Here is a 25460-nt window from a genome sequence, read left to right as displayed (position 1 = left end):
TAATACTTTAACCACTTTGCTTTTTTAACTTAGCTAAATGCTAGATTTAAAAAGCATGCTTTACTGCTTTAAATTGAAAATGGATTGGCGTCAAAATTAACGAATAAAAATCTGGGTTTTCTATTGTCAAATGAAAACAGCAGCTTTATGATGCTTATGTCTTATTTATATTACAAATAAAAAGGTTAGCTCGGTGGAATTAGCAGATAACGAATATGACTTACTAGTCATCGGTGGCGGTGTAAACGGCACTGGAATAGCAGCTGATGCAGCAGGCAGAGGATTAAAAGTACTCTTGTGCGAACAATCAGACCTTGCCTGTGCAACATCTTCAAACAGTTCTAAGCTGATCCACGGTGGTCTGCGCTACCTTGAGCATTACGAATTTAGATTAGTAAAAGAAGCCCTAGCAGAGCGAGAAGTGCTACTTAAGAACGCACCTCACATTATGTGGCCACTAACCTTTAGATTGCCGCATCAAAAGCATTTACGCCCTGCGTGGATGATTCGCATTGGTTTGTTTATGTATGACAACCTAGCGAAACGCGAAACACTTGCGGGTTCTCGAAGCATTAAATTTGGTGAAAATAGCGTTTTAGAACCCTCTATTACCAAAGGGTTTGAATACTCTGATGGCTGGGTTGACGATTCTCGCTTAGTCGTTTTAAACGCCCTTGCAGCGCAGGAAAAAGGCGCCGTTATTACCACACAAACTAAGTGTGTAAATGCTAAACGTGAGCAAGGTAAATGGCAGGTAACGCTTGAGCAGCAAAAGAGTAAAGCTAAATACACCATTTCTGCCAAAGGCATTGTTAATGCTGCGGGTCCTTGGGTAGCTAAATTATTTGATGAAGCCCTAACAGAAAAATCACCACAAAATATTCGCCTTGTAAAAGGTAGTCACATTGTAGTGCCTCGCATTCACGATGAGAAACAAGCTTATATTTTACAAAATAAAGATCAGCGCATTGTGTTTGTTATTCCGTTTGAAGATGACTTCTCACTTATTGGCACAACCGATGTAGAACACAAAGGTGAAGCACAAGACGTTAAAATTAGTGATGAAGAAATTGATTACTTAATTGATATTACTAATACCTACTTTAAACAACCGATTAAACGCGAAGACATAGTACATACCTTTTCAGGTGTACGCCCATTACTTGATGACGAATCAGTTAATGCACAAGCCGTTACTCGCGATTATAAATTAGAGCTTTCGAGTGATGCTAAGCAAACACCTCTACTGAGTGTGTTTGGTGGAAAAATTACAACTTATCGCAAACTTGCCGAAGCTGCGGTTAATAAGCTTGAAGACTTTTACCCACAAATGAGCAAAGCGTGGACCAAGCATAGCTCGCTCCCTGGTGGTGATTTTAGCTCTGTAGAAGCACTTAAATCAGAGCTAAAAGCAAAATACGAATGGCTACCTGAAATAACACTTAAACGTTTTGTACGCACTTATGGTACTCGTGCTAAACATATATTAGGTAGTGCAACTGGGTTGAGTGATTTAGGCCAAGATTTTGGCCATGGTTTATTTGCAGCAGAAGTAGATTACTTGCTAAATGAAGAGTGGGCAGAAAACGCATACAATATTTTATGGCGCCGCAGCAAATTAGGACTACGTTTTAATGAGGCACAAGTTGCTGCGCTTAATGATTATATTGAGCAAAGCAAAGCGGCTAAAATTGCTTAATAACCGCTAAAGTAATTGGCTGATATAGTCCTAAAAACTTCCCGTGCAACCCCTTTATAATTTAATTATTATAGAGGGGTTTATTTTTTTGACTCTAAATTAAATAAGTAATTAAAGCCGCTTAGCGTGGCTGTTTTAATATCAAACTCAACACACTTAACACCAATTTGTTTAAGCGCTGTGGTAAAACACTTATTAAGCTGCTTTGTGCCAATCACCACAACTTGTGTATCACTCAATAATTGCCATTCGCTAGCATGGCGAGCTGCTCGTACATCACTGCCAATTAATACACCCGACAAATAGGCTTTAGCTTGTACTGGCGTTAACTCCTTTGAAAGCTGGCGTGTACGCACACTAAAAATACCATGTGCCAAGTTACCGCTATCACTACCTAAAGTTAGCTCACAGCCTTGCTCAAATGCTTTAAAATCAAAATCACCTTCTGCGCAGTCGTTAGGAATTAAAACACTTTGATGACACAACAAATCATATAACTCACCGGTCATAGCTGTTTTAAAGCAAATGATTTCGCCGTTGTTTATAAGCACCCATTTAGTATGTGTACCAGGTAAACATAATAATATTTTACCTTGTTGATACTCTGGATTTTGTTTTAAAAACCCTAAAATTTGCAGCTCTTCGCCGCGCATTACATCAAATAAGCTATTTTGCAGCGTACACTTTGTGCCTGGTAGCGCTTTAATTGTATGCCCATCGCAATCAAAGCTAACCGCAGCATTAAGTAGCCCTTCGGGATTAATTGGGCATTCTAAATATGGCGTTTCGTGCCAGCCGATGCTTGAGGTAATTTGCCCTGCAATATATATAGGTAAACTGCCATATTCTTGCTTCCACACCGAAATCGTGTCGATTAGGGTTTGCTCAAAATTTTGATTCGCCTTAACAACGCCAGGGCCATCACGTTGTGCTAATAATTTAAGTGTTGATTGCGCTTGTACTTCGCACAAATAAGCACGTAAATGGCTCGTGCCCCAGTCAACAGCAATAAAAAGAGATGAATTAGCCAAGCTTTAAAGCCTCCCACCGTCGATTTTAATACTCTGCCCGGTGATCATACTGCTTTCATCGGCGGCTAAAAAGAGTGCCAAATTAGCAACATCTTCAGGGGTAACTAATTTTTTAAGCGCCATGGCTTCCATCCACTTAACTTGCTCTTCTTCGGTAAACCAACTTGCTAGTTGACGGTCGGTGGCCACCCACCCTGGCAAAATAGCGTTAACGCGAATACCAAACTCGCCGTAATCGCGAGCCAATGCCTTAGTCATACCAATTAGCCCTGCTTTTGCGGTTACATAGCCTGCCATTTGTGGCTGGCCCATAATCGCGTTAATAGAGCTAAAATTAATGATACTGCCGGCTCCATCGCCTTTCATAAAAGACATAGCAACTTGAGAGGCAAAAAATGCAGGGTTTAAGTTTATTTGTAAGCACTGATCCCAGTCTTGCACTGTAACGTCTTCGCTCGCTTGGCGGCGGTCGTTCGCTACATTATTAACTAATACATTAATGGCACCAAAAGCGGCGCATGCATCCACAAGTGATTGCTGAAGTGCATGAGAGTCAGTTACATCAACTTGCCTATACCATAGTTTTGCATTGGGTAAATCACGAATAAGCGATTGCGCTGCCTTATCATCAATATCTATAAATGCTACTTTTGCATTTTGGTTTACAAAGGATTTAACCATTGCTCTACCAATGCCTGATGCACCGCCTGTAATAAAAATAACTTTACCAGAAAGACTATGATATTGAGCTAGGGTATTCAAATTCAACTCTCCATACAGCGCATTTTCAATTTCATTTAAACTCTTTATAAACTTACATTTACAGTATAAAGAGCCAAACTAAGTTGTTATTGCTGTGTTAAAATATTTAGCTAATTAAAAGTTTATATCATATCCTTGAGTACATTAATATGATATATGATATATAATAAAGCAATATATCAACTCGGAATCCTGCGCAATGAAAAGCCAACCCCGTCAAAATTTAACACAACAATTAACCCACGATTTGGGTTTTGCTATTGTGCGTGGTGTTTACCCTGTAAGCGAAGGCCTGCCTTCTGAAGCCGATTTATGTATAAAGTATGATGTAAGTCGCAGCGCTACCCGCGAAGCGGTAAAAATGCTCTCTGCTAAAGGATTAATTTCATCCCGTCCTAAGCAAGGTATTCGTGTATTACCTGAAAGTAGCTGGAACATGTTTGATACCGACGTACTACGTTGGATTTTAAGCAGCAAGCCATCACTGTCATTATTAAAAGAGTTTACTCAAGTACGTGTCGCGCTTGAGCCACAAGCGGCCGCTCTTGCAGCACTAAATGCAACTGCTGAACAACTCGCTGAAATTGATAACGCCTTAGCCCGTATGGCTGAAGCAGACGAAGGCTTGGACGACCCACTAGAAGCCGACATTGCTTTTCATACCAGCATATTAGTGGCCAGTAACAATCGCTTTTTTGTGCAGTTAACTGAGTTTATTAGTACTGCCCTTAGAGTAAGTATTCGTTATACAAACCACATTAAAGGTGTACCGGGCGCAGACGTTGCTAAGCACGCTGATATTTTAGAAACCATAAAGTCACGCGATCCTGAACGCGCTAAAAAAGCAGTAGAAACAATTTTAGAAGAAGCACTGCAGTTAATTGAATCTAAATTAGTTTAATGTTAGTTCAACATATTGTATAAATATTGAGTCCATCGAATTTACTCTTTGCAGTACATTCGATGGACTTTTTTATTGCCTATAAAACTTAAATTACAGGCATTAAAAAATCCGATATCAGTCTCCTGATATCGGATTTTTAGTTATTTAAATCAACTTAATAACTCTGGTTATTAATTGAGATAAAACGCCTTTTACAGGCTAGAATTACAATCCTAATTTCTTCTCAAGATAGTGGATGTTAGTACCACCATTTTGGAAGTTTTCATCTGCAAGAATTCTCTTATGCAAAGGAGTATTAGTTTTAATTCCGTCAATTACTAGCTCGTTAAGTGCATTGCGCGCACGGGCAATAGCTACATCACGGTTTTCACCGTAAGTAATTAACTTACCAATCATTGAATCGTAATGTGGTGGAACCGTGTAGTCAGCGTAAATATGGCTGTCCCAACGAATACCTAAACCACCTGCTGGATGGAAACGTGTAATTTTACCCGGTGACGGGATAAACGTTTCAGGATCTTCAGCATTAATACGACATTCAATAGCATGACCACGAATAACAACGTCGTCTTGAGTGAATGATAACGGTTGACCCGCTGCAATTTTTAACTGCTCTTTCACTAAATCGATACCAGTAACCATTTCAGTTACAGGGTGTTCAACCTGAATACGTGTATTCATTTCGATGAAGTAAAACTCGCCGTTTTCGTATAAAAACTCAAACGTACCTGCACCGCGGTATCCAATTTCGATACATGCACGTGTACAGCGCTCGCCAATGAATTTACGCGTTTCAGCAGTAATTCCTGGTGCTGGAGCTTCTTCAACTACTTTTTGGTGACGACGTTGCATAGAACAATCACGTTCACCTAAATGTACTGCATTACCTTGGCCGTCTGCTAATACTTGAACTTCGATGTGGCGTGGGTTTTCAAGGAATTTTTCCATGTAAACCATGCTATTACCAAAGAATTGCTTAGCTTCTTGCTGTGTTAATGCAATTGAATCAATAAGTTCAGATTCGCTGCGAACAACACGCATACCACGACCACCACCGCCACCAGCGGCTTTGATGATTACCGGGTAACCGATACGCTTAGCGATTTGCATGTTGCGTTCTTTATCATCTGATACTGGACCGTCAGAGCCAGGAACACATGGAACGCCTGCTTTACGCATTGCTGCAATAGCAGACACTTTATCACCCATAAGGCGAATAGTGTCGCCACGAGGACCGATAAATACAAAACCACTTTGCTCAACTTGGTCGGCAAAATCAGCATTTTCTGCAAGGAAACCGTAACCAGGATGAATCGCTACAGCGTCAGTTATTTCAGCCGCAGCAATAATGCGCGGAATATCTAAATAACTTTCAGTTGCTGATGGTCTACCAATACAGATGGTTTCATCTGCAAGCAATACATGCTTAAGATCGCGATCTGCCGTTGAATGCACAGCAACCGTTTTGATCCCAAGCTCTTTGCAGGCGCGCAATATACGAAGTGCAATTTCACCTCGGTTTGCAATGACTACTTTATCTAACATTAGAGTTGGCCTTTTAGGTTACGCTATTATTCAATGATGAATAGAGGTTGATCAAATTCTATTGGCTCGCCATTTTCAGCTAAGATAGCTCTTACTGTACCGGCTTTATCTGATTCAATTTGGTTCATCATTTTCATAGCTTCGATAATACAAAGTGTATCGCCAACTTTAACTTGCTGACCAACTTCTACATATGCTGGAGCTTCAGGAGACGCAGCTGAGTAAAAAGAACCAACCATTGGTGATTTAACTTGATGACCCGTAGGCTCAGCTGGTGCTGCTGCTTCAACAGCTACAGGAGCCGCTGCAACTGGTGCTGCTGGCGCTGGTGCATATTGCTGTGGAGCAAATTGCGGGTAACCAGGGCCTGCGCTCATGTTGTTACGGTTAATACGTACTGATTCTTCACCTTCAGTGATTTCTAGCTCAGCAATACCTGATTCTTCTACTAATTCGATAAGCTTCTTTATCTTGCGAATATCCATTACACGACCCGCCTGTTAGTTTGTGTGTTAATTTAAATTAAATTGCGCTTTGCAACCGGCTCACAGCGGCATTTAATGCTGCGTGATAACCCATTGCGCCTAATCCACATATCACGCCTTGTGCCACATCAGAAAAATACGAATGATGACGAAAGGCTTCACGTGCGTGCACATTACTTAAGTGCACCTCAAAAAACGGAATATCAACACTCAACAGTGCATCACGTAATGCGACGCTAGTATGCGTAAATGCAGCTGGGTTGATAATTATGTAATCAACCGCTTGCCAAGCATCGTGAATTCGTTCGATGAGTGCTTGCTCACTATTACTTTGAAAATGCGTTAACTCAACATCTAGACTATTAGCAGCACTGGTTAGCTCCTCCATAATCTCACTCAGCGTCTGAAAACCGTATTTATCCGGTTCACGTTTACCAAGCATGTTTAAATTTGGACCATTTATAACTAAAAGGTTAAATTTTGCAGCCATAATACGCGATGTATCCTATAAGTAATGAGTTAAGCGGTTACTAACTAGTTTTTCACTTTTAAGTAAGCAGAAAAAGCAATGTAGCAACAATTTCTCACGTTAACCAACTATTATAGTGATTTCGACGTAAATAGCAGCAAAATACTGGTCTTATCAGTGTCGTGGGTACAAATATAAGAAGAATTAAGAAGGTGCCACTTAGTCAATTCAAGTGGCACTATTGCACTATTATTGTGCGCTGGCGCGCACAACTGCTAGGTGTTTAGCAAAGTCCTCAGCATTTAAAAAGCCCGTTACGCGCTGCGTACTAAGCTCTTGTCCTTGAGTATTAAAAAACAAAATACTAGGTAAACCAAACACCGTGTACTCTTCCATTAGCTCAATTGTTTTATTATCACTCTCAGTTAAATCAATTTGAATAAGCTGATAGTGGCTAAACTCACTTTGCACTTTGGTATCAGGAAAGGTGTAATGTTCAAACTCTTTACACGCCACACACCAGTCGGCATATAAATCGACCATAACCATTCGACCTTCGTCGTTTGCTTGTGCAACTGCTTCTTTTAATTCTGCTAAATCAGCAACCTGTTTAAACTCATTATTTTGTGAGCTTACCTGTACTGTTTGTACTTGTACTGGCCAAAAGTAGTTTTTAGTCAACGTAAAGCCAGTAATAACTAATAGAGTTGCAGCAAACCATAATGCAGTTTTTAACTTGCTTTGTGTTTGGCTACTTTGCCAATGATGTAAGTACAGTGCTGTTGCTAATGCAAGCACACCTGCCATTAATAATATAATCTCGGCGCTTACTAGTCGCTCAAGTAATATAAGCGGCACAACGAGCATCACAAAACCAAACAAGGTTTTAACTTGCTCCATCCAACCACCCGCTTTAGGAAGCAATTTACCGCCAGATGTACCAAGTAATAACAATGGCAATCCCATACCTAAACTGAGCACGTACAGTGTTAAACCACCTACTAAGTAATCACCACTTTGCGCTACAAATAACAGTGCCGCCGACAGTGGCGCAGTAGTACAAGGTGATGCTATTAAGCCCGAAAGTACACCCATTAAAAATACGCCAACGTAGTTGCCGCCTTTTTGGTTGTTACTTACTTGGGTTAGCTTGCTCATCATACTGCTTGGCAGTTTAATTTCGTACCAACCAAACATCGACATAGCCAATAATACAAATAATAAACTAAAACTGATTAACACAAATGGATGCTGTAAATACCCCTGCACTTGCCCACCAAGCGCAGCAACAACTAAGCCAAGCGCTGCATAGGTAACTGCCATACCTTGTATATATACAAACGACAACGCAAACGCTTTTTTAGTTGAAAGGTTTTGCTGACCCGCAATTAAGCTCGACAAAATTGGAAACATTGGGAATACGCATGGCGTAAAAGCAAGGCCTACACCAACAGCAAAAAATATGAGTAAATTAGTTATTAAGCTCTGACTGGCTAATTGCTCAGTAAAAGTCAGTTCTTTTTCGGTGTCATCCGAATTTGTTGTAGGTTCAGCTGCTGGATCGTTAAGTGCTGCAAATGTACTTTGCGCTGTTGCCGCTTCATCGGTAGCGCTATTTTGATCTACATTTTTAATCTGTGCGCCACTAATTACACTAAGTGGAATGCTAATCACTTCCGGTGGATAACAAAGCCCTGCTTTTGCACAGCCCTGATAGCGAACTTTAACAACCGCTCCCTCAGTGATATTACTTAACTTACTAACAACGCTCGCGGTATTAAAAAAGACTTCTGTTTTACCAAAAAATTCATCTTCAATAATTTCGCCACTACCCGAGTCACCTACTTGAATGTTTGCGCCCTTGGCAATGATTTCTATTTTCTTTTTATATAAATAATAGTCTGGCGCTATATCCCAACCTACAAACAAGGTGCTGCCTTGCTGATCAAAGTCAAATACAAACGCTTGGTCTACAGGTAAAAAAGTGTGTTGAGGAGGCCCAAGTAGATCACCAAGCACATTATTAGTCGCAGCCTTTACAGGTACGGTTAATAATGTAACCAACAATAAAAAGAAAAAACGCATTAATTCAGTACCTCGTCCATCCAATTAAAATACGCCAAATTTCCCGTAGAAACTTCTAAAACCTGAATCTCTGGCACTTCGTAGCTATGTAACTCTTTTATTGTTAGAAACACATCGTTCATTTTATCTGATTTCGTTTTTATAAGTAGCTTAGCCTCAGTTGCTTCTGCAACTTCGCCTTCCCACATATAAATAGAGCCCATGTTAGGTAAAATATTTACACAAGCAGCTAGTTTTTTTTCTACCAACGCCCTTGCAAGTGTTCGTGCTTCTGCTTCGTCTTTGCAGGTCGTAAAAATCATTTTAAAATGCGTAGTCATTATGAACCTATACTTATTGGACAGTGTCTAGCATCATAGTATCTGATAGCCGATACAATGTGTAGACGCTAAAATATCAGTAAAATGACGATACCTATGCCCTAACCTTGAAAAGAGACCTCGTCACCCTCATTTATATTTCATCAACTCTTTTGAGTGTCATTATTTAGAGAGCGCTATGTTTAGATTTTTATTTGTGTTGTTTATTATCATCCCTATCATCGAAATCGCTTTGCTGATTCAAGTAAGCGACGTGATTGGCGGATTTGCAACAATTGCACTTGTTGTTATTACGGCGATTTTAGGTGCCAAAATGGTTAAAACACAAGGTATGGGGGCGCTGCAAAACGTACAAGCGCAAATGGCGCAAGGGCAAATGCCAGCCAAAGAATTATTTACCGGTATATGCGTTGTAATTGCAGGTGTATTACTCCTTACTCCTGGCATTATGACTGACGTATTTGGGCTACTATTATTAACCCCTGCAATTCGTAACAAATTGGCTGCAGGCCTTGCTAGCCAAGCAACTGTTAGAATGAGCGCAGGCATGCAACAAGGGCCATCGCCGTTTGCTGGGCAGCAACATGCTGAACGAGAGCAAGGGCAAATGGAACGACCAACCACTATTGATGGTGAATATGAGCGAAAAGATTAAAAATTTATCGTTTTTTCTCTTGGAATTTTTCACTCTACCCCCATTAATGAATGCAAATTAGAAAAGCTTTTTTCTGTACTGTTCAGAAACTGTTAGGAGAACTAAAAAACATGAACATTCGTCCTTTACAAGATCGCGTAATCGTTAAACGTCTAGAAGAAGAAACAAAATCTGCTGGCGGTATTGTATTAACTGGCTCTGCAGCTGAAAAATCAACTCGCGGAGAAGTTGTAGCCGTAGGTAATGGTCGCGTTTTAGAAAACGGTGACGTGAGAGCGTTAGAAGTTAAAGCCGGTGACACTGTGTTATTTGGCTCATATGTTGAAAAAGTTGAAAAGATCGAAGGTCAAGAGTACCTGATCATGCGTGAAGATAATATTTTAGGCATTGTAGGCTAAACCTACTTTTCGTTTATAAACATTTAAGAATTTAGAGGAATTTAAAACATGGCAGCAAAAGAAGTACTTTTTGCAGGTGACGCACGCGCTAAAATGCTAACTGGCGTAAACATCCTAGCAAACGCAGTAAAAGTTACATTAGGTCCTAAAGGCCGTAACGTTGTACTAGATAAATCATTTGGCTCACCAGTTATCACTAAAGATGGTGTATCTGTAGCAAAAGAAATCGAACTTGAAGACAAGTTTGAGAACATGGGCGCACAAATGGTTAAAGAAGTTGCATCTAAAGCAAATGATGCAGCCGGCGATGGTACAACTACCGCTACAGTACTTGCACAGTCTATTGTTAATGAAGGCCTTAAAGCTGTTGCAGCGGGCATGAACCCAATGGATCTTAAGCGCGGCATCGACAAAGCAGTTATTGCTGCTGTTGCAGAGCTTAAAGCGTTATCTGTTCCTTGTTCTGATACTAAAGCAATTGCACAAGTAGGTACTATTTCAGCTAACTCTGATAAAGAGATTGGCGACATCATTGCACAAGCAATGGAAAAAGTAGGCCGTAACAGTGGTGTTATTACTGTAGAAGAAGGTCAATCACTTGAAAACGAACTAGATGTTGTTGAAGGCATGCAGTTTGACCGTGGTTACTTATCTCCTTACTTTATCAACAGCCCAGAAAAAGGTACTGTTGAACTAGATAACCCATTTATTCTACTTGTAGATAAAAAAATATCTAACATCCGCGAATTATTGCCAACATTAGAAGCGGTTGCTAAAGCAAGCAAACCACTACTAATCATCGCAGAAGACCTTGAAGGCGAAGCACTAGCTACATTAGTAGTTAATAACATGCGCGGTATTGTTAAAGTATCAGCTGTTAAAGCACCTGGTTTTGGCGACCGTCGTAAAGCAATGCTACAAGATATCGCTGTATTAACTGGCGGTACTGTAATTTCTGAAGAAATCGGCTTAGAGCTTGAAAAAGCAACAGTTGAAGACCTAGGTACAGCTAAGCGCGTAATTATCACTAAAGATGATACAACAATCATTGATGGTGCTGGTGAAGAAGCGGGTATTAGCGGTCGTGTTTCACAAATTAAAGCACAAATCGAAGAAGCAACATCAGACTACGATAAAGAGAAACTACAAGAGCGCATGGCTAAACTAGCTGGCGGTGTTGCAGTAATCAAAGTAGGTGCTGCTACTGAAATGGAAATGAAAGAGAAAAAAGACCGCGTTGAAGATGCATTAAATGCAACTCGTGCAGCGGTTGAAGAAGGCGTAGTACCTGGTGGCGGTGTTGCACTTGTACGTGCAGCTAGCAAGCTAGTTGATTTAGTTGGCGACAACGAAGATCAAAACCACGGTATTAAAGTTGCACTTCGTGCAATGGAAGCACCACTTCGTCAAATCGTAACTAACGCTGGCGAAGAAGCATCAGTTGTAATTAACGCAGTTAAAGGCGGCGACGGTAACTTTGGTTACAACGCAGCAACTGGTGAATACAACGACATGATTGAAATGGGTATCCTAGATCCAACTAAAGTAACACGCTCTGCATTACAGTTTGCAGGGTCTATTGCGGGTCTAATGATCACTACTGAAGCAATGGTAGCTGAAATCCCAAAAGATGAAGCTGGTGGCGCTGATATGGGTGGCATGGGCGGAATGGGTGGTATGGGCGGAATGATGTAATCATCCTCTAAACACCTAGCTCAAATAAAAACCCAGCTTCGGCTGGGTTTTTAGCTATTGGGCACAAATAAAGTAAAAGCCACAGGTGTGGCTAATTAATAAAATGACTTCGCGTATCCCTTTGCTTCTTAAATGCATGCCAAGCCATACTCAGAGTTAATTTTATTTATTAAAAATTATTAAGGATATTAAGATGAATAAAAAACCTGAACTGATCATCTCATCACTCGATGCAGATAGATTGTATGACTTAATGGAATCATTGCCTGCAGGTAGCTTTGCTAATAAAGAAGAATTGGAAGCTGAACTGGCACGAGCAACAATAGTCGAACCTAAAGATATGCCATCGTCAGTTGTAACGATGAACTCAACTGTAAACTTTATTGTTGAGTCTTCTAAAGAAGAATTTACGTTAACCTTGGTGTACCCAAAGAACAGTGACTCTAGCGGCGATAAAATATCGATATTATCACCTGTAGGTAGCGCATTACTTGGGCTAAACCAAGGCGACGAAATTGAGTGGCCTAAACCGAGTGGCGGCTTAATAAAGGTAAAAATAAAAGAAGTAACCTATCAACCAGAACGTGCTGGTGAATTACACAGATAAACACTTTATGCACTTAGTACTAAAAAATCGATTTAAAGTAAACCCAGCCTCGGCTGGGTTTTGCTTTTTATCATAAAGCAGATTGATACTGTTTAATTTATACCTATAACTAAGTTGCATACTGCGGGCATATACCCTGCGTAATCGTTTACTAAATATGATAAAAAGCACATTTATTTAATAGTACGGAGTGAGCTAAACATGACTAACGTTCAACAGCATATCGGCAGCATTGCATTAGTTGTTAAGGACTACGACGATGCCATTGAGTTTTATACTCAAAAGCTCAATTTTGAGTTAGTAGAGGATACTGATTTAGGAGAGGGTAAACGCTGGGTGTTAATTTCACCTCCAAATTCAAACGGGGCTAGTTCAAATGGGACTAATTCGAGCAGGACTAATCTACTGCTTGCTAAAGCCACAACACCCGAACAGATGAGTGCTATTGGTAATCAAACGGGTGGTCGCGTGTTTTTATTTTTGCATACCAATGACTTTTGGCGAGATTATAATTTAATGCTTTTTAAAGGCGTTACATTTAACGAAGAGCCTCGAATAAAACCCTATGGCACCGTAGCGGTTTTTGAAGACTTGTATGGTACAAAATGGGATTTATTACAGCTTAATAATCAGTGAGATAAAATGCTGTTAAATATAAAAGCAAAATTTTTATTAAGCGCAGGAGTTATTGCATCTGCAGCGGCTGTATGGCATTTACTTTGTATATGGGGTGGCACTAGTTGGTTTATATTTGCTCGCGCCCCAATACAAATAATAGAATCATCACAGCAAGGTACATTCCTTGCGCCTTTAGGTAGTATTGCAATAGCTGGACTCATGTTTGCCTGTACTGCATTTGCCTTATCAGCAATTGGCTTAGTGCGTAACATAGTACTTACTAGAACCGCTTTAATTGCTATTGCAACCTTGTGTATCATACGAAGCTTAATAATTATCCCTGCATTAATACGAGCCGATACGTGGAATATTATAGCGAGCAGTGTTTGGCTTTATGTAGGTGTATGCTTTTTAGTGGGTGCAATAACGTTCCACAATTTAAAGCCGAACACTGATAGTTGAGTGACGCTTAAACTCACGTCACTTTATTAACTAACTCTCTTACAATTGCGAATAAATCACTGGGTAGCATTCCCCTTTGCCCGTCTCGCTCACTTGCGATATCACCGGCTTTAGCATGCAGTGTTACACCATAGCGTGCTGCTTCATCAATAGTTAAACCTTGAGCAAGTAAGGCACCAATAATACCAGTAAGTACATCGCCACTGCCGCCAACGGCCAATGCCGGGTTGCCATCTTCACATACCCACGTGTGCTGGGCATTATCTATTAATGTTCCTGCGCCTTTTAATACACAAGTCGCGTTATAGCGTTTAGCGCAAAGGCGGGCATAATTAAAGCGGTCTGATTCTATGTCGCTGGTGCTAACACTTAGCAGCCGAGAGGCTTCGCCGGGATGTGGCGTAAGTACGCATTGCTCTAACGTGTATGATGAAGCTTTCTTAGCCAGTAAATTAAGGGCATCTGCATCTATAACTAATGGCATTTTATTGTTTTGGCAATATTGCATTACTTCATCGAATGTTTGTTGTGCCCACTCGTCTTGCCCAAGCCCTGGGCCAATAACAACGCAGCTTGCCCACGCTAGCGCTTGATGTAAGTTATTACTGCTTACCATAAGTTCTGGTCTGCCAATACTAATAGGCGTTATTGAGCTTTCGTGTGTATACACTCTTACCATGCCAGCACCCGTTCTAAGAGCTGCTTCACTACTTAACCTAATTGCACCTGCAGTACCTTGATTGCCACCAACACATAAAAGTTTACCGTGGCTTCCTTTGTGACTATTGATTGCCCGCGTGGCTATTCCTTTAAAGCTATTGATATTAACAAGGGTTCCTGAAGATTGAGCGATAGAAGTAAACGCATCACCAATTGCTAAATCATCAAATACTAACTTACCGCTATATTGTTTACCTGCCGTCGTTGTGAGCCCTTGCTTTATACCTATAAAAGTAACGGTTGAAGTCGCTTGTACTGCGCACCCTAAAGGCTGTCCTGTATTTGCTTCAATGCCTGATGGAATATCAATGCTTATTACGGGCTTATCACTGTTAATTACAGCTTTTATTATATTCGCAAAATTATCGCGCACTGCGTTTTTAAGGCCAGTACCAAGGAGCGCATCAATAACTATATCGCACTCATTAAGAGCATCTTTTGTAAAATGAAAAACCACCCCACCCGCTTCTACCCATAGCTGCTGCGCTTTTGCAGCATCACCTTTTAATGTTTTTTCGGGTTCAGCAGCACATACTGTTACATTTTTACCTGATTGCTTGATCAGCCTAGCTACAATGTAACCGTCTCCAGCATTGTTACCATGGCCAACAATGACTAATGTATGCTGTGCATCAAATAGCTGCCATTGCTTATATACAGCCTCTCCTGCTCGCTGCATTAGGGTAAATAAATCGCAATGACTATTTTTAGCCGCTAAAGCTTCACTATCTCTTACTTGTTGTGCGGTAAATAAGGTTTTATTAAGCATAAAGGCTCCTTTAATAGGTGATACTTCACCTTATCAAATACTTATATCTAGCGGCTAGTTCCGTTGACAATTTTAAACTGCAATTTTATTTAAAATCTAACTTAGCAAAATACTCCCAAGCCAATTTGGACATGACCAACATGAGTACGACTAACTTGAGCAAGGTGAGCTAATTAAAGTACAATATAATTAATTAAAGGCTTGGCTTACTTGTAACCCAAGCCTGTTTATTTTTAGGTAGAGAAAAACATGGCACAAACTCGCGGTAACTTATTTATTTTGTCAGCCCCTTCTGGTGCTGGTAAATCAAGCTTAATCAATGCGTTATTAAAAAAACACGCTGACATGAAAGTATCTGTATCACATACAACTCGCGCCCCTCGCCCAGGTGAAGAAAATGGCGTGCATTATCACTTTGTATCTACAGACGAATTTAAAGCGCTTATTGCCAAAGATGACTTTTTTGAATGGGCTCAAGTATTCGATAATTACTACGGCACATCAAAGCAGGCTATTGAGTCGCAACTTGATGCGGGTATTGATGTGTTTTTAGATATTGATTGGCAAGGCGCTCAGCAAGTGCGCAAAATTATGCCAAGCGTACAAACTATTTTTATTCTACCGCCTTCAAAAGAAGAATTAGAACAACGCTTAAATAACCGTGGCCAAGATTCGGCTGAAGTTATTGCCTCTCGTATGGCAAAAGCACAATCTGAAACATCACATTATAACGAATACGACTTTGTAATTGTTAATGATGACTTTGAGAGCGCACTTGGCGACATAGAAATGATTGTAATGGCTCAACGCTTAACACTAAAAGCGCAAGAAGATCGTCATCAAGTTTTACTAAATAGTCTGCTTAAATAATTTAAGCCTACTTAAATTAGGCTTAGGCAAGTAAAACTGATAAAAATTGAACACTGGCTATTGGCGAAAGTGGCTCCTTGGAGTAAACTACGTCTTTGCTTTTAAATTATTTTTGGAGTGCTGTGATGGCCCGCGTAACAGTTGAAGATGCAGTAGATGCAGTTGGTAATCGTTTTGACTTAATTTTAGTTGCGGCTCGTCGTGCCCGCCAAATTGCTGTTGGTGGTAAAACTCCACTAGTAGACCCTGAAAACGATAAGCCAACGGTAGTTGCTTTACGTGAAATTGAATTAGGTTTAGTTGATAGCGCTTCAATGGACTTAATTGACCGTGAAGAACAACAACACCAAGAAGCAGCAGAATTAGCTGCTGTTGCTGCCATTGTTGGTGGCAACCAATAATCGACCTCCCGGTCTGATTTAGCCAACGGCGCAGTATTTCTACTATAGCCGTTGGCAATCCTTTCATTTCATCGTATATTCGTAGCTTACCTAATTTGCTTCACTAGAACATTGGAGTGTGAATGTATCTTTTTGAAGGTCTTAAAAAGAAAATTTCAGAATACTTGCCCGCTGCTGATGTAGAGCTGGTTCAAAAATCTTACGTGGTAGCCCGAGAGGCCCATGAAGGACAAACTCGCTCAAGTGGCGAACCTTACATAACTCATCCAGTAGAAGTAACCCAAATTCTTGCAGGCATGCATCTTGACCATGAAACGCTCATGGCCGCGCTAATGCATGATGTAATTGAAGATACTGATTTTAGCCAACAAGATTTAGCCGAAATTTTTGGCGAAACTGTGGCAGAACTCGTTGAAGGTGTAAGTAAGCTCGATAAGCTCAGCTTTAAAGATAAAAAAGAATTCCAAGCTGAAAACTACCGCAAAATGATTATGGCAATGACTCAGGATATTCGAGTTATTTTAATCAAGCTTGCTGATAGAACGCACAATATGCGTACTTTAGGGGCACTGCGCCCAGATAAGCGCCGCAGAATAGCACGTGAAACGCTTGAGATTTACGCGCCAATAGCAAACCGCTTAGGTATTCACGATATTAAAAATGAGCTTGAAGACTTAGGTTTTCAAGCTTTATATCCTATGCGTCATCGCGCACTTAAATCTGAAGTAGCTAAAGCACGTGGTAATCGCAAAGAAGTTATCACTAATATCCAACATGAAATAGAAGCACGTCTTGAAGAGTCAGGCATTAAAGCGACTGTGTCAGGCCGTGAGAAACATTTATATAGTATTTATAAAAAAATGCTTAATAAAGAACTGCTATTTAACGAAGTTATGGATATTTACGCGTTTAGAATTGCAGTTGATTCTATGGATACGTGTTATCGCGTATTAGGTGTGGCTCATAGTCTTTATAAGCCTATAGAAACACGCTTTAAAGACTATATTGCAGTGCCTAAAACTAATGGTTACCAATCGCTTCATACTTCATTAGTTGGCCCACACGGAATACCTGTTGAGATTCAAATTCGTACTCACGATATGGATCAGATGGCCGACAAAGGTGTAGCGGCGCACTGGATGTATAAAAAATCAGGTGATGGTGCCGGTAATACTTCGCAGCAACGTGCTCGCCAATGGATGCAAAGCTTATTAGAGCTTCAGCAAAGTGCGGGTTCATCGTTTGAATTTATTGAAAACGTAAAAACTGAGCTATTCCCAGAAGAAATTTACGTATTTACACCTGATGGTCGTATTGTTGAGCTACCAATGGGCGCTACCGCAGTCGATTTTGCGTATGCTGTTCATACTGATGTAGGCAACACTTGTGTAGGCGCTCGCGTTAATCGCAAGCCACATCCTTTAAGTAGGCCATTAGATACAGGGCAAACCATAGAGATAATAACAAGCTCAGGTGCCCACCCTAATGCAACATGGCTAAACTTTATTGTTACTGGTAAAGCACGCTTAGGTGTTCGTAATTACCTTAGAAGCCAGCATCATGAAGAGGCTATGCTTTTAGGGCGTCGTTTACTTGATTCGGCATTAGGCGAAAACAAACTAGATAGCATTGCTGATGAAAATATAGCGAGAGTACTTGAAGAGCACGAACTAACTACGCTTCTTGAATTACTTGTAGAAATTGGCTCTGGTAACTTAATGAGTATGTTAATTGCCAAGCGCTTATTGCAAAATGACAATGACGATTTAACTGATATAACAAGCCAAGCTAAAGCGACCATTATTGGTACTGAAGGCATGTTAGTGAATTACTCTAAGTGTTGCCGACCTGTACCAGGCGATGCCATTACGGCTCATATAAGCCAAGGTAAGGGCCTGACCGTTCACCGCCAAGAATGTAAAAATATTCGTGGTTGGGAAAATGAGCGTTCTAAATACTTAGTTGTAAAATGGGACGATAACCCAGAAAAAGAATATATTGCAGCTCTGAGAGTTGAAATTATTAACCATCAAGGCGCGTTAGCTAAGCTAACCAATGTTGTCGCTACAACCCAAGCCAATATTGTCGAAATTGCCACCGATGAAAAAGAAAGTAATTTATACGTGATAGATTTAGGGGTTACCGTTAAAAACCGTATCCACGTTGCTAACATTATGCGCCGCATTCGCGTTATGCCTGATGTACAAAAAGTCTATCGTAAAAAATAAAATAGGAAACACATGAATAAAGCATTTATCTCTACCGACAAAGCACCTGCAGCTATTGGCACTTACAGCCAAGCAGTTAAAGTAGGTACCGCTGTTTATTTATCTGGTCAAATTCCATTAGTTCCAGAAACGATGGAAATGATTTCAGAAGATTTTAGCGAGCAAACGCATCAAGTATTTAAAAATATTGCTGCGGTATGTGAAGAAGCAGGCGGAAAAATTCACGATTTAGTTAAAATCAATATTTACCTAACTGATCTATCTAACTTCGCCACTGTAAATGAGGTGATGAGCCAATACTTTAAACAACCTTACCCAGCTAGAGCTGCATTAGGTGTTCGTGCACTACCAAAAGGTGCACAAGTTGAAATAGACGGAATAATGGAATTACCTTCTACCAATTAAGTATTACAGGCTATAGAGCTTCTCTATAGCCTTTATTTTTCGCTCCGCACTTCGTTTTATCTGACTTCTTGACTCAAAAGTAAATTTCTAGCAATCTGTAGTTGTGTTTTACAAAACAAACTTAACTTAAGTAGTGAAAAAGGATTAACTCGTGTTTAAGCTTGCAAATAATGGAAATGTTTTACTTGATGTAAAAGAACATATTCCTCCCAGCGCTGCATTTATTTTAGAGGCTCTCGAAAAGTCAGCTTTTTGCGACTGTAAAATCGATCATGACGCTATTAATGACTTTTTCAAAAATGAAAATTCTAGTCAGGCACTCGTTGTTGCAAGTAAGCACAATGCTGCATTAAACGTAACTATTAGCGACGATAAAATGCTAGCCATTGGCGAATTAACGCTTGCCCAAGGTGGTAAATTATTAAGCTTAGAAGATGCAAAAAAACAACTCGTTAAAGCAGGAATTGTTCGTGGCTATAAACAAGCCTTTTTAGAGCAGTTACTGCAAAAGCAATTTGAAAACCCAGCGGGTTCTTTAGTTAAAGGTATATTAGCTAAAGGCAGACTCCCAAGTGATGGCTTAGCAACCAAACTAATAACAACCGTAGAGACTTTAAAAGACCGTTTAAAAGCACCCAAGCTCAAAGAAGATGGTAGTGTGGATATGCGCGACTTTGGCAAGCTTGCAAGCGTAGAACCTGGCTCTGTGCTTATTCGCCAGCAACCAGCAACTCCCGGTAAAGAAGGCTTTACCGTAATAGGTGACATACTGCCCGCAAAACCCGGAGAAAATAAACAATTAGTCGCCGGCGAAGGTACTGAAATATCAAAAATGAATCCGCTTGAGTTAGTCTCTACTATTGCTGGTGTTCCGGTTGAAATTAATAATGGTATGCGTGTCGACGATATTTTTACCATTTCAGATGTAGATGTAAAAAGCGGTCATATTGACTTTCAGGGCAGTGTTATTGTTACTCGCAATATAGACCCAGGGATGAAAGTAACTGCCAAAGGCGATATTACTATATTTGGCACGGTTGAATCAGGTGAGCTTACTGCAGGCGGAAACATCACGGTTAAACAAGGTATTATTGGCCATCAAAAAATGGATAGTAAATCACTTTCTTGCAAACTAATTGCGCTGGGTGATATTCATGTATCTCACTCACAGTATTGCTACCTAGAAGCAAATAATATTTTTATTGAGCGTCAAACGAGCCACTGTGTAATGAAAGCTAAACGCTTACTGCAAGTTGGTCAATCAGACTTACCTAAGGGTAAAATATTTGGTGGCGAAATACTTGACGCAACAACTCTCATTGCTGGCGAAATAGGGAATGAGTCAGGCGCTAAAATGATTATAAACCTAGCGGCTTCTGGCGCTGAAATAACCGCTGATACTGATAACTGCTTTAAAGATTTAGCTAAAACAGACGAGCAATTAGATACACTTCAAACCGCGCTAGAGAAAACAAGTTTAGTAGCTGATGTAGAAAAGAGGAATCTACTCATAACTAAAATTGGTGCTACTCAAAAACATTACTGTGAGCAAGCAGAGCTATTAGAAAAACGTCTTTCAAACTTAGATCACGACTTACACGATTTACTTAGCGACGCTAATTTAACGGTGAATTCTGTTTTGCATTCAGGTGTAGAGATTCATATTTTTGATAAAGTACTTAAAACAATCCGCAATTACCCTCCGTGCAACGTTAAACTTTTAAATAATAAAATTGAAATAGAGTTTAAAACACACTAAAAAATTGAGTGCTCTATGAGCACTCAAATTAACTCACTTTTTTACAATTTAAAGTAAGCCACTTACCGTATCATAAGTTTGACTTGGCCATACACCCACTTGTACTTGGCCAATATGCTGCTTTTGTAGCAATAGCATAGCCAAGCGAGACTGCCCTATTCCACCGCCAATCGTCTGCGGAAATTTACTTTGTAGTAGCGCTTTATGCCAATCAAACTCTAAGCGGTCTTCATCTCCAGTTTTACTTAACTGCGCTTTTAAAACCTCAGGGCTTACACGTATACCCATTGATGATATTTCAAATGCATCTTCAAGTACTGGGTTCCATACTAAAATATCACCATTTAAACCCATATATTGATCGCATGTTGGCGTAGACCAATCATCGTAATCTGGGGCTCTTACATCATGAATTTTGCCATCTCCAAGCGCGCCACCAATACCAATTAAAAATACAGCACTATATTCTTGTGCAATGGCTTTTTCGCGTTGCTTAGCACTAAAATCAGGATACATTTTACGTAGCTCTTCACTGTGCACAAACTTAATATCGTCCGGTAAAAATGGCGTTAAACCATAAGACTCGCTTACAAAAGCTTCCGTCTCTTTTATTCCTTTATAAATAGATTGAACAGTTTGCTTTAGTGTTGCCAGCGAACGTTCTGTCGTTTCGTTAATTACTTTTTCCCAATCCCATTGATCAACATATACAGAATGAATAGGACTTAATGAATCTTCATCTGGGCGCAAAGCCTTCATTTGAGTGTAAATACCCTCACCAACACTAAAGCCATAAGTGGCCAGTGTTTTACGTTTCCACTTAGCCAGTGAATGCACCACTTCGTAGCGGCTATCTGTAATCGCTTTCACATTTACAGCAACTGCGTTTTCATGGCCGCTTAAGTTATCTTGCGTACCGTCGCCAACCTTAGCCAAAATTGGGGCTTGAACCTCAACCAGTCCAAGTTGGGTTTCTAGTTGTTGTGAAAAAAATTGCTTAACTTTACTTATTTGCTGCTGTTGCTGCACATAGTGTGAACTCATAATAATTGGCCTCATTCCCAGTTATTGTTACTTGCTTAATTGATAAAAAGCGATCTAATTAACGCCCTTAATGAAGTTAATGTAACGATTTAAAGGATTAATTCAATATCCCACAACAAAAATAGCTTTAATATATAAAAACCATTAATTAAATGGTATAAAAACCATATATTCGATAATTTTATGACAAATATATAATGGAAAATTATTTAATCGATAATCTCGATAAACAGATACTTCATGCGTTAATGGCAAATGCCCGTACTGCGTACGCCGAATTAGCAAAAAGATTTAATGTAAGCGCAGGGACAATTCACGTAAGAATTGAAAAAATGAAGCAAGCAGGGATCATTACAGGCACCCAATTAACGATTAATACTAAACAACTGGGCTACGATGTGTGCTGCTTTATAGGCATTAATTTAAATAACGCACGTGATTACCCGCAAACGCTTATAAAGCTAGAAGCATTGGAGGAAGTGGTAGAGGCTTATTACACAACAGGTAACTACAGTATATTTATAAAGGTAATGACAAAGTCCATTGATCACTTACAAGATGTGCTGATTAATAAAATACAGGCAATAGAAGCCATTCAATCAACAGAGACACTCATTTCTCTACAAAATCCAATTAGCCGTACGGTAATGCCTTAACTGCAAAAATCTCGTATAATTGCCGAAAAAAGAGGATAACCATGCAGCAAACTCGCTATCAAAGAATCGAAGACGTACTTTCGCGCCGTCAAACAGACCTAACCGTGTGTTTAGAAGACGTGCACAAACACCATAACTTATCTGCAATAGTACGAAGTGCTGATGCGGTTGGTTGCCATCACGTACATGCTGTATGGCCTGAAAAGCAAAAATGGCTAACAAACAATACCTCAGGCGGCAGTAAAAACTGGCTAGAGACGCACTTACATAGAAATATTGATGATGCCGTTACTGCAATGCGTGAACGCAATCCAGAAATACAAATACTCGCGACTCATCTATCAGAAGATGCCGTTGATTTTAGAGAAGTAGATTACACCAAGCCAACGGCTATTATTGTTGGACAAGAAAAAACGGGGATATCAGAAAAAGCCCTAGAATATGCCGATCAAAATATTATTATTCCAATGCAAGGCATGGTGCAATCGCTAAATGTTTCGGTTGCTGCTGCGCTAATATTGTTTGAAGCACAGCGCCAACGCGAGCTGGCTGGTTTATATAATAGAGATATGCTGAGCGCCGAAGTTAAGCACCCACTTTACTTTGAAGGCTGCCATCCTATTATTGCAAGGCAGTGTAAACAAAAAAAATTACCCTACCCCGCACTTGATGAAAACGGCGAAATAGTCGCTGACGAGCAATTTTGGCAAGCTTTAAAACATACTTGATGGACCAAAGCTCTGTAAGTACACTTAGCCTACTCACAAATAATGAGATTGATACACTTTGTCTAAACCTAGCTTAAATCAATACCCAATTACAGAGCTCAAAGGGGTCGGCCCAAAAATGGCTGAGCGTTTGTTAAAGCTAGGTATTTTAACTGTGCAAGATATGCTTTTTCATTTGCCACTTCGCTATGAAGATCGCACTCGCTTATACGCGATTAATGAACTGGCATTGCATAGCCATGTGAGTGTTGAAGCAACAATTGAAACAAGCCAAATTACGTTTGGCAAAAGACGCATGCTTGTTTGCCAAATCAATGATGGTACTGGCAGGCTAACACTACGATTTTTTAATTTTACCGCCGCACAAAAAAACGCATTTAGTGCTGGTAAAATAATACGTTGTTTTGGTGAAGTGCGCCGTGGCCGTGTTGGCTTTGAAATGAGCCATCCTGAATACAGCATCAGCGATACCTCTAACGAGCAACCAGTAGCGACCACATTAACGCCCGTTTATTCAACAACCGAAGGTTTAAAGCAACTATCGATTAGAGCTTTAAGCGAACAGGCTATTGATTTACTAAATAAATACTCAGTAGAAGAACTACTGCCTTCACAGTGGCAGCCATCAAATATGCCGCTAAGTGACGCCTTATTATTACTGCACCGCCCACCAAATGATGTTGATGTAACTGCATTAGAGCAAGGTACTCACCCTGCCCAACAGCGCCTTGTATTTGAGGAGTTACTTGCTCAAAACCTCAGCTTATTAAAAGTACGAGAGCAAGGGCAACAAGTTAAAGCCGTGGCATTAAATCCGGTAAACACATTAGAAAGCCAATTTTTAGAGCAACTTCCTTTTGCACCCACAAATGCGCAAAGCCGCGTAGTTGCTGAAATTAAAGGTGACATGCAACACGCGTATCCAATGATGCGTTTAGTACAAGGCGATGTAGGCTCAGGTAAAACCCTAGTAGCAGCACTTAGTGCACTAACAGCCATTGCGCAGGGCTTTCAAGTAGCTTTAATGGCTCCTACTGAAATTTTATCAGAGCAACATGGCGTTAATTTTACAACGTGGTTTAATCAACTAGGTATAACAGTTGCTTGGCTTGGCGGTAAAACAAAAGGCAAAGAGCGCGTAGCAACACTTGAAAAAATAGCCTCTGGTGAGGCGCAAATGATTGTAGGTACTCACGCTTTATTTCAAGATGAAGTTAAGTTTAATAACTTAGTGCTTATCGTTATTGACGAACAACACCGCTTTGGTGTCCACCAGCGTTTATCACTGCGCGAAAAGGGTAAGTTTGGTGATTGTTACCCTCATCAACTAGTTATGACCGCAACACCTATCCCACGTACGCTCGCCATGACCGCCTATGCCGACTTAGAAACCTCTGTGATTGACGAGTTACCACCTGGGCGTACGCCAATCACAACAGTAGCACTTCCAGATACTCGCAGAGACGATATTATTGCCCGCGTTAAATTAGCGTGTAACGAGCAAGGTCGACAGGTTTATTGGGTATGTACACTTATAGATGAATCTGAAGTACTGCAATGCCAAGCAGCGGAGGACAGTGCACTACAGTTAAAAGAAGCATTACCAGAGCTAAACGTAGGTTTAGTACATGGGCGAATGAAATCAGCTGAAAAACAAGCCATTATGAGCGAGTTTAAAGCAGGTAATATACATGTTTTAGTTGCCACTACGGTTATTGAAGTTGGTGTAGATGTCCCTAATGCGAGCTTAATCATTATAGAAAACCCTGAGCGCTTAGGCTTAGCACAGCTGCATCAGTTACGTGGGCGAGTTGGCCGTGGCGCTACTGCATCGCATTGCGTGCTTTTATACCATGCGCCGCTGTCTCATACCGCTCAAAAGCGATTAGGCGTACTACGCGATAGTAACGATGGTTTTGTAATAGCAGAGCGCGATTTAGAAATTCGTGGCCCTGGTGAAGTGCTCGGTACAAAACAAACAGGGTTAGCCGAGTTTAAAATTGCCGATCTTACCCGTGATAAGCACATACTTAATCAAGTAAGACCGATTGCACAGCAAATGCTTAAGCAACACCCAGAGGTTGTTGACCCACTAATTCAACGCTGGTTGGGTAACAAGCAAAATTACGCGCAAGCGTAACCACT

25 protein-coding genes are annotated in these 25460 nt (G+C 40.4%); 16 read left to right on the top strand and 9 right to left on the bottom strand.

Features of this window, described 5'->3' with window-relative positions:
* Positions 1 to 193: 193 nt before the first annotated feature.
* Positions 194 to 1699: a glycerol-3-phosphate dehydrogenase gene (gene glpD, locus I6F42_RS13575; RefSeq protein WP_165735743.1), complete on the top strand. Its 1506-nt coding sequence runs from the start codon at positions 194 to 196 to the stop codon at positions 1697 to 1699.
* An 80-nt stretch (positions 1700 to 1779) separates the two neighbouring features.
* Here glpD and I6F42_RS13570 read toward each other — a convergent pair whose 3' ends face one another.
* Both I6F42_RS13570 and I6F42_RS13565 read right to left on the bottom strand, forming a co-directional pair.
* Positions 1780 to 2730, bottom strand: coding sequence for a 2-dehydro-3-deoxygalactonokinase (locus tag I6F42_RS13570; protein ID WP_197152467.1), 951 nt, complete (start codon positions 2728 to 2730; stop codon positions 1780 to 1782).
* A gap of 3 nt (positions 2731 to 2733) precedes the next feature.
* Positions 2734 to 3492 (bottom strand): SDR family NAD(P)-dependent oxidoreductase, encoded by a 759-nt coding sequence (locus I6F42_RS13565; RefSeq protein ID WP_002958845.1) that lies wholly within the window; start codon positions 3490 to 3492, stop codon positions 2734 to 2736.
* 199 nt (positions 3493 to 3691) lie between these two features.
* Between I6F42_RS13565 and I6F42_RS13560 the strand changes: the two genes are divergently transcribed.
* Positions 3692 to 4393 carry a FadR/GntR family transcriptional regulator gene (locus I6F42_RS13560; RefSeq protein WP_007580047.1) on the top strand — a complete coding sequence of 234 codons (702 nt, stop codon included), beginning with the start codon at positions 3692 to 3694 and terminating at the stop codon, positions 4391 to 4393.
* Positions 4394 to 4600: 207 nt separating this feature from the next.
* Here the strand turns inward: I6F42_RS13560 and accC are convergent, their stop codons facing one another.
* The 5 genes from accC to cutA form a co-directional block, all read right to left on the bottom strand.
* Positions 4601 to 5941, bottom strand: coding sequence for an acetyl-CoA carboxylase biotin carboxylase subunit (gene accC / locus I6F42_RS13555; RefSeq protein WP_007580045.1), 1341 nt, complete (start codon positions 5939 to 5941; stop codon positions 4601 to 4603).
* Positions 5942 to 5967: 26 nt separating this feature from the next.
* A complete protein-coding gene (gene accB, locus I6F42_RS13550; RefSeq protein WP_007580042.1) occupies positions 5968 to 6426 on the bottom strand; it encodes an acetyl-CoA carboxylase biotin carboxyl carrier protein in 459 nt (152 codons plus the stop codon).
* Positions 6427 to 6463: 37 nt separating this feature from the next.
* Positions 6464 to 6916 (bottom strand): type II 3-dehydroquinate dehydratase, encoded by a 453-nt coding sequence (aroQ, locus tag I6F42_RS13545; protein ID WP_007580040.1) that lies wholly within the window; start codon positions 6914 to 6916, stop codon positions 6464 to 6466.
* A gap of 228 nt (positions 6917 to 7144) precedes the next feature.
* Positions 7145 to 8980 carry a protein-disulfide reductase DsbD gene (locus I6F42_RS13540; RefSeq protein ID WP_197152466.1) on the bottom strand — a complete coding sequence of 612 codons (1836 nt, stop codon included), beginning with the start codon at positions 8978 to 8980 and terminating at the stop codon, positions 7145 to 7147.
* Positions 8980 to 9300, bottom strand: a complete 321-nt coding sequence (gene cutA / locus I6F42_RS13535) for a divalent-cation tolerance protein CutA (RefSeq protein WP_007580036.1) — start codon at positions 9298 to 9300, stop codon at positions 8980 to 8982. Before cutA ends, I6F42_RS13540 begins: the two co-directional genes overlap by 1 nt.
* 178 nt (positions 9301 to 9478) lie before the next feature.
* Between cutA and I6F42_RS13530 the strand changes: the two genes are divergently transcribed.
* The 6 genes from I6F42_RS13530 (at position 9479) to I6F42_RS13505 (ending at position 13735) form a co-directional block, all read left to right on the top strand.
* Positions 9479 to 9955: an FxsA family protein gene (locus tag I6F42_RS13530; protein WP_007580034.1), complete on the top strand. Its 477-nt coding sequence runs from the start codon at positions 9479 to 9481 to the stop codon at positions 9953 to 9955.
* A 110-nt stretch (positions 9956 to 10065) separates the two neighbouring features.
* Positions 10066 to 10353, top strand: a complete 288-nt coding sequence (locus tag I6F42_RS13525; RefSeq protein ID WP_007580032.1) for a co-chaperone GroES — start codon at positions 10066 to 10068, stop codon at positions 10351 to 10353.
* A 48-nt stretch (positions 10354 to 10401) separates the two neighbouring features.
* Positions 10402 to 12048 carry a chaperonin GroEL gene (groL, locus tag I6F42_RS13520; protein WP_007580030.1) on the top strand — a complete coding sequence of 549 codons (1647 nt, stop codon included), beginning with the start codon at positions 10402 to 10404 and terminating at the stop codon, positions 12046 to 12048.
* A gap of 193 nt (positions 12049 to 12241) precedes the next feature.
* A complete protein-coding gene (gene rnk / locus I6F42_RS13515) occupies positions 12242 to 12655 on the top strand; it encodes a nucleoside diphosphate kinase regulator (protein ID WP_010555031.1) in 414 nt (137 codons plus the stop codon).
* 201 nt (positions 12656 to 12856) lie between these two features.
* Positions 12857 to 13291, top strand: coding sequence for a VOC family protein (locus I6F42_RS13510; RefSeq protein ID WP_197152464.1), 435 nt, complete (start codon positions 12857 to 12859; stop codon positions 13289 to 13291).
* Positions 13292 to 13297: 6 nt separating this feature from the next.
* The gene (locus I6F42_RS13505; protein WP_007580023.1) at positions 13298 to 13735 is read left to right on the top strand and encodes a hypothetical protein; all 438 of its coding nucleotides are present in this window, start codon (positions 13298 to 13300) and stop codon (positions 13733 to 13735) included.
* A gap of 13 nt (positions 13736 to 13748) precedes the next feature.
* Here the strand turns inward: I6F42_RS13505 and I6F42_RS13500 are convergent, their stop codons facing one another.
* Positions 13749 to 15224, bottom strand: a complete 1476-nt coding sequence (locus I6F42_RS13500) for an NAD(P)H-hydrate dehydratase (RefSeq protein ID WP_197152463.1) — start codon at positions 15222 to 15224, stop codon at positions 13749 to 13751.
* A gap of 249 nt (positions 15225 to 15473) precedes the next feature.
* Between I6F42_RS13500 and gmk the strand changes: the two genes are divergently transcribed.
* The 5 genes from gmk to I6F42_RS13475 all read left to right on the top strand — a co-directional run bounded on the left by gmk (position 15474) and on the right by I6F42_RS13475 (position 20887).
* Complete coding sequence (gene gmk / locus I6F42_RS13495) at positions 15474 to 16094, top strand: guanylate kinase (RefSeq protein WP_010554822.1); 621 nt, start codon at positions 15474 to 15476, stop codon at positions 16092 to 16094.
* A gap of 125 nt (positions 16095 to 16219) precedes the next feature.
* On the top strand, positions 16220 to 16495 hold the full coding sequence (gene rpoZ, locus I6F42_RS13490; protein ID WP_007378835.1) for a DNA-directed RNA polymerase subunit omega: 276 nt from the start codon (positions 16220 to 16222) through the stop codon (positions 16493 to 16495).
* 122 nt (positions 16496 to 16617) lie between these two features.
* A complete protein-coding gene (gene spoT / locus I6F42_RS13485) occupies positions 16618 to 18723 on the top strand; it encodes a bifunctional GTP diphosphokinase/guanosine-3',5'-bis pyrophosphate 3'-pyrophosphohydrolase (protein ID WP_007580016.1) in 2106 nt (701 codons plus the stop codon).
* A 12-nt stretch (positions 18724 to 18735) separates the two neighbouring features.
* On the top strand, positions 18736 to 19128 hold the full coding sequence (locus I6F42_RS13480; protein WP_007580015.1) for a RidA family protein: 393 nt from the start codon (positions 18736 to 18738) through the stop codon (positions 19126 to 19128).
* 151 nt (positions 19129 to 19279) lie between these two features.
* Positions 19280 to 20887, top strand: a complete 1608-nt coding sequence (locus tag I6F42_RS13475) for a DUF342 domain-containing protein (RefSeq protein WP_197152462.1) — start codon at positions 19280 to 19282, stop codon at positions 20885 to 20887.
* Between the two features lie 48 nt (positions 20888 to 20935).
* On the opposite strand, the gene asnA is transcribed toward I6F42_RS13475, so the two are convergent.
* A complete protein-coding gene (asnA, locus tag I6F42_RS13470) occupies positions 20936 to 21931 on the bottom strand; it encodes an aspartate--ammonia ligase (RefSeq protein WP_197152461.1) in 996 nt (331 codons plus the stop codon).
* Between the two features lie 197 nt (positions 21932 to 22128).
* Between asnA and asnC the strand changes: the two genes are divergently transcribed.
* Genes asnC through recG form a run of 3 tightly spaced genes read left to right on the top strand, consistent with a single transcriptional unit; the run spans position 22129 to position 25455 of the window.
* Positions 22129 to 22587, top strand: a complete 459-nt coding sequence (asnC, locus tag I6F42_RS13465; protein WP_002958822.1) for a transcriptional regulator AsnC — start codon at positions 22129 to 22131, stop codon at positions 22585 to 22587.
* Between the two features lie 41 nt (positions 22588 to 22628).
* On the top strand, positions 22629 to 23315 hold the full coding sequence (gene trmH / locus I6F42_RS13460) for a tRNA (guanosine(18)-2'-O)-methyltransferase TrmH (protein ID WP_007580009.1): 687 nt from the start codon (positions 22629 to 22631) through the stop codon (positions 23313 to 23315).
* Positions 23316 to 23373: 58 nt separating this feature from the next.
* Positions 23374 to 25455, top strand: a complete 2082-nt coding sequence (gene recG / locus I6F42_RS13455; protein WP_165739433.1) for an ATP-dependent DNA helicase RecG — start codon at positions 23374 to 23376, stop codon at positions 25453 to 25455.
* Positions 25456 to 25460 lie beyond the last annotated feature (5 nt).

The sequence above is a fragment of the Pseudoalteromonas sp. SWYJZ12 genome (genome assembly GCF_015864395.1).
Taxonomy (GTDB): Bacteria; Pseudomonadota; Gammaproteobacteria; order Enterobacterales; family Alteromonadaceae; genus Pseudoalteromonas; species Pseudoalteromonas arctica.
The sequence above is the reverse complement of the archived record's forward strand: the minus strand, read 5'-3'. Positions and strand labels throughout refer to the sequence as shown.

Excerpts from the sequence above, each read along its gene's own strand:
- I6F42_RS13560 (WP_007580047.1), top strand. The coding sequence starts at position 3,692 with ATGAAAAGCCAACCCCGTCAAAATTTAACACAACAATTAACCCACGAT.
- accC (WP_007580045.1), bottom strand. The coding sequence starts at position 5,941 with ATGTTAGATAAAGTAGTCATTGCAAACCGAGGTGAAATTGCACTTCGT.
- accB (WP_007580042.1), bottom strand. The coding sequence starts at position 6,426 with ATGGATATTCGCAAGATAAAGAAGCTTATCGAATTAGTAGAAGAATCA.
- aroQ (WP_007580040.1), bottom strand. The coding sequence starts at position 6,916 with ATGGCTGCAAAATTTAACCTTTTAGTTATAAATGGTCCAAATTTAAAC.
- I6F42_RS13540 (WP_197152466.1), bottom strand. The coding sequence starts at position 8,980 with ATGCGTTTTTTCTTTTTATTGTTGGTTACATTATTAACCGTACCTGTA.
- cutA (WP_007580036.1), bottom strand. The coding sequence starts at position 9,300 with ATGACTACGCATTTTAAAATGATTTTTACGACCTGCAAAGACGAAGCA.
- I6F42_RS13530 (WP_007580034.1), top strand. The coding sequence starts at position 9,479 with ATGTTTAGATTTTTATTTGTGTTGTTTATTATCATCCCTATCATCGAA.
- I6F42_RS13525 (WP_007580032.1), top strand. The coding sequence starts at position 10,066 with ATGAACATTCGTCCTTTACAAGATCGCGTAATCGTTAAACGTCTAGAA.
- groL (WP_007580030.1), top strand. The coding sequence starts at position 10,402 with ATGGCAGCAAAAGAAGTACTTTTTGCAGGTGACGCACGCGCTAAAATG.
- rnk (WP_010555031.1), top strand. The coding sequence starts at position 12,242 with ATGAATAAAAAACCTGAACTGATCATCTCATCACTCGATGCAGATAGA.
- I6F42_RS13510 (WP_197152464.1), top strand. The coding sequence starts at position 12,857 with ATGACTAACGTTCAACAGCATATCGGCAGCATTGCATTAGTTGTTAAG.
- I6F42_RS13505 (WP_007580023.1), top strand. The coding sequence starts at position 13,298 with ATGCTGTTAAATATAAAAGCAAAATTTTTATTAAGCGCAGGAGTTATT.
- I6F42_RS13500 (WP_197152463.1), bottom strand. The coding sequence starts at position 15,224 with ATGCTTAATAAAACCTTATTTACCGCACAACAAGTAAGAGATAGTGAA.
- gmk (WP_010554822.1), top strand. The coding sequence starts at position 15,474 with ATGGCACAAACTCGCGGTAACTTATTTATTTTGTCAGCCCCTTCTGGT.
- rpoZ (WP_007378835.1), top strand. The coding sequence starts at position 16,220 with ATGGCCCGCGTAACAGTTGAAGATGCAGTAGATGCAGTTGGTAATCGT.
- spoT (WP_007580016.1), top strand. The coding sequence starts at position 16,618 with ATGTATCTTTTTGAAGGTCTTAAAAAGAAAATTTCAGAATACTTGCCC.
- I6F42_RS13480 (WP_007580015.1), top strand. The coding sequence starts at position 18,736 with ATGAATAAAGCATTTATCTCTACCGACAAAGCACCTGCAGCTATTGGC.
- asnA (WP_197152461.1), bottom strand. The coding sequence starts at position 21,931 with ATGAGTTCACACTATGTGCAGCAACAGCAGCAAATAAGTAAAGTTAAG.
- asnC (WP_002958822.1), top strand. The coding sequence starts at position 22,129 with ATGGAAAATTATTTAATCGATAATCTCGATAAACAGATACTTCATGCG.
- trmH (WP_007580009.1), top strand. The coding sequence starts at position 22,629 with ATGCAGCAAACTCGCTATCAAAGAATCGAAGACGTACTTTCGCGCCGT.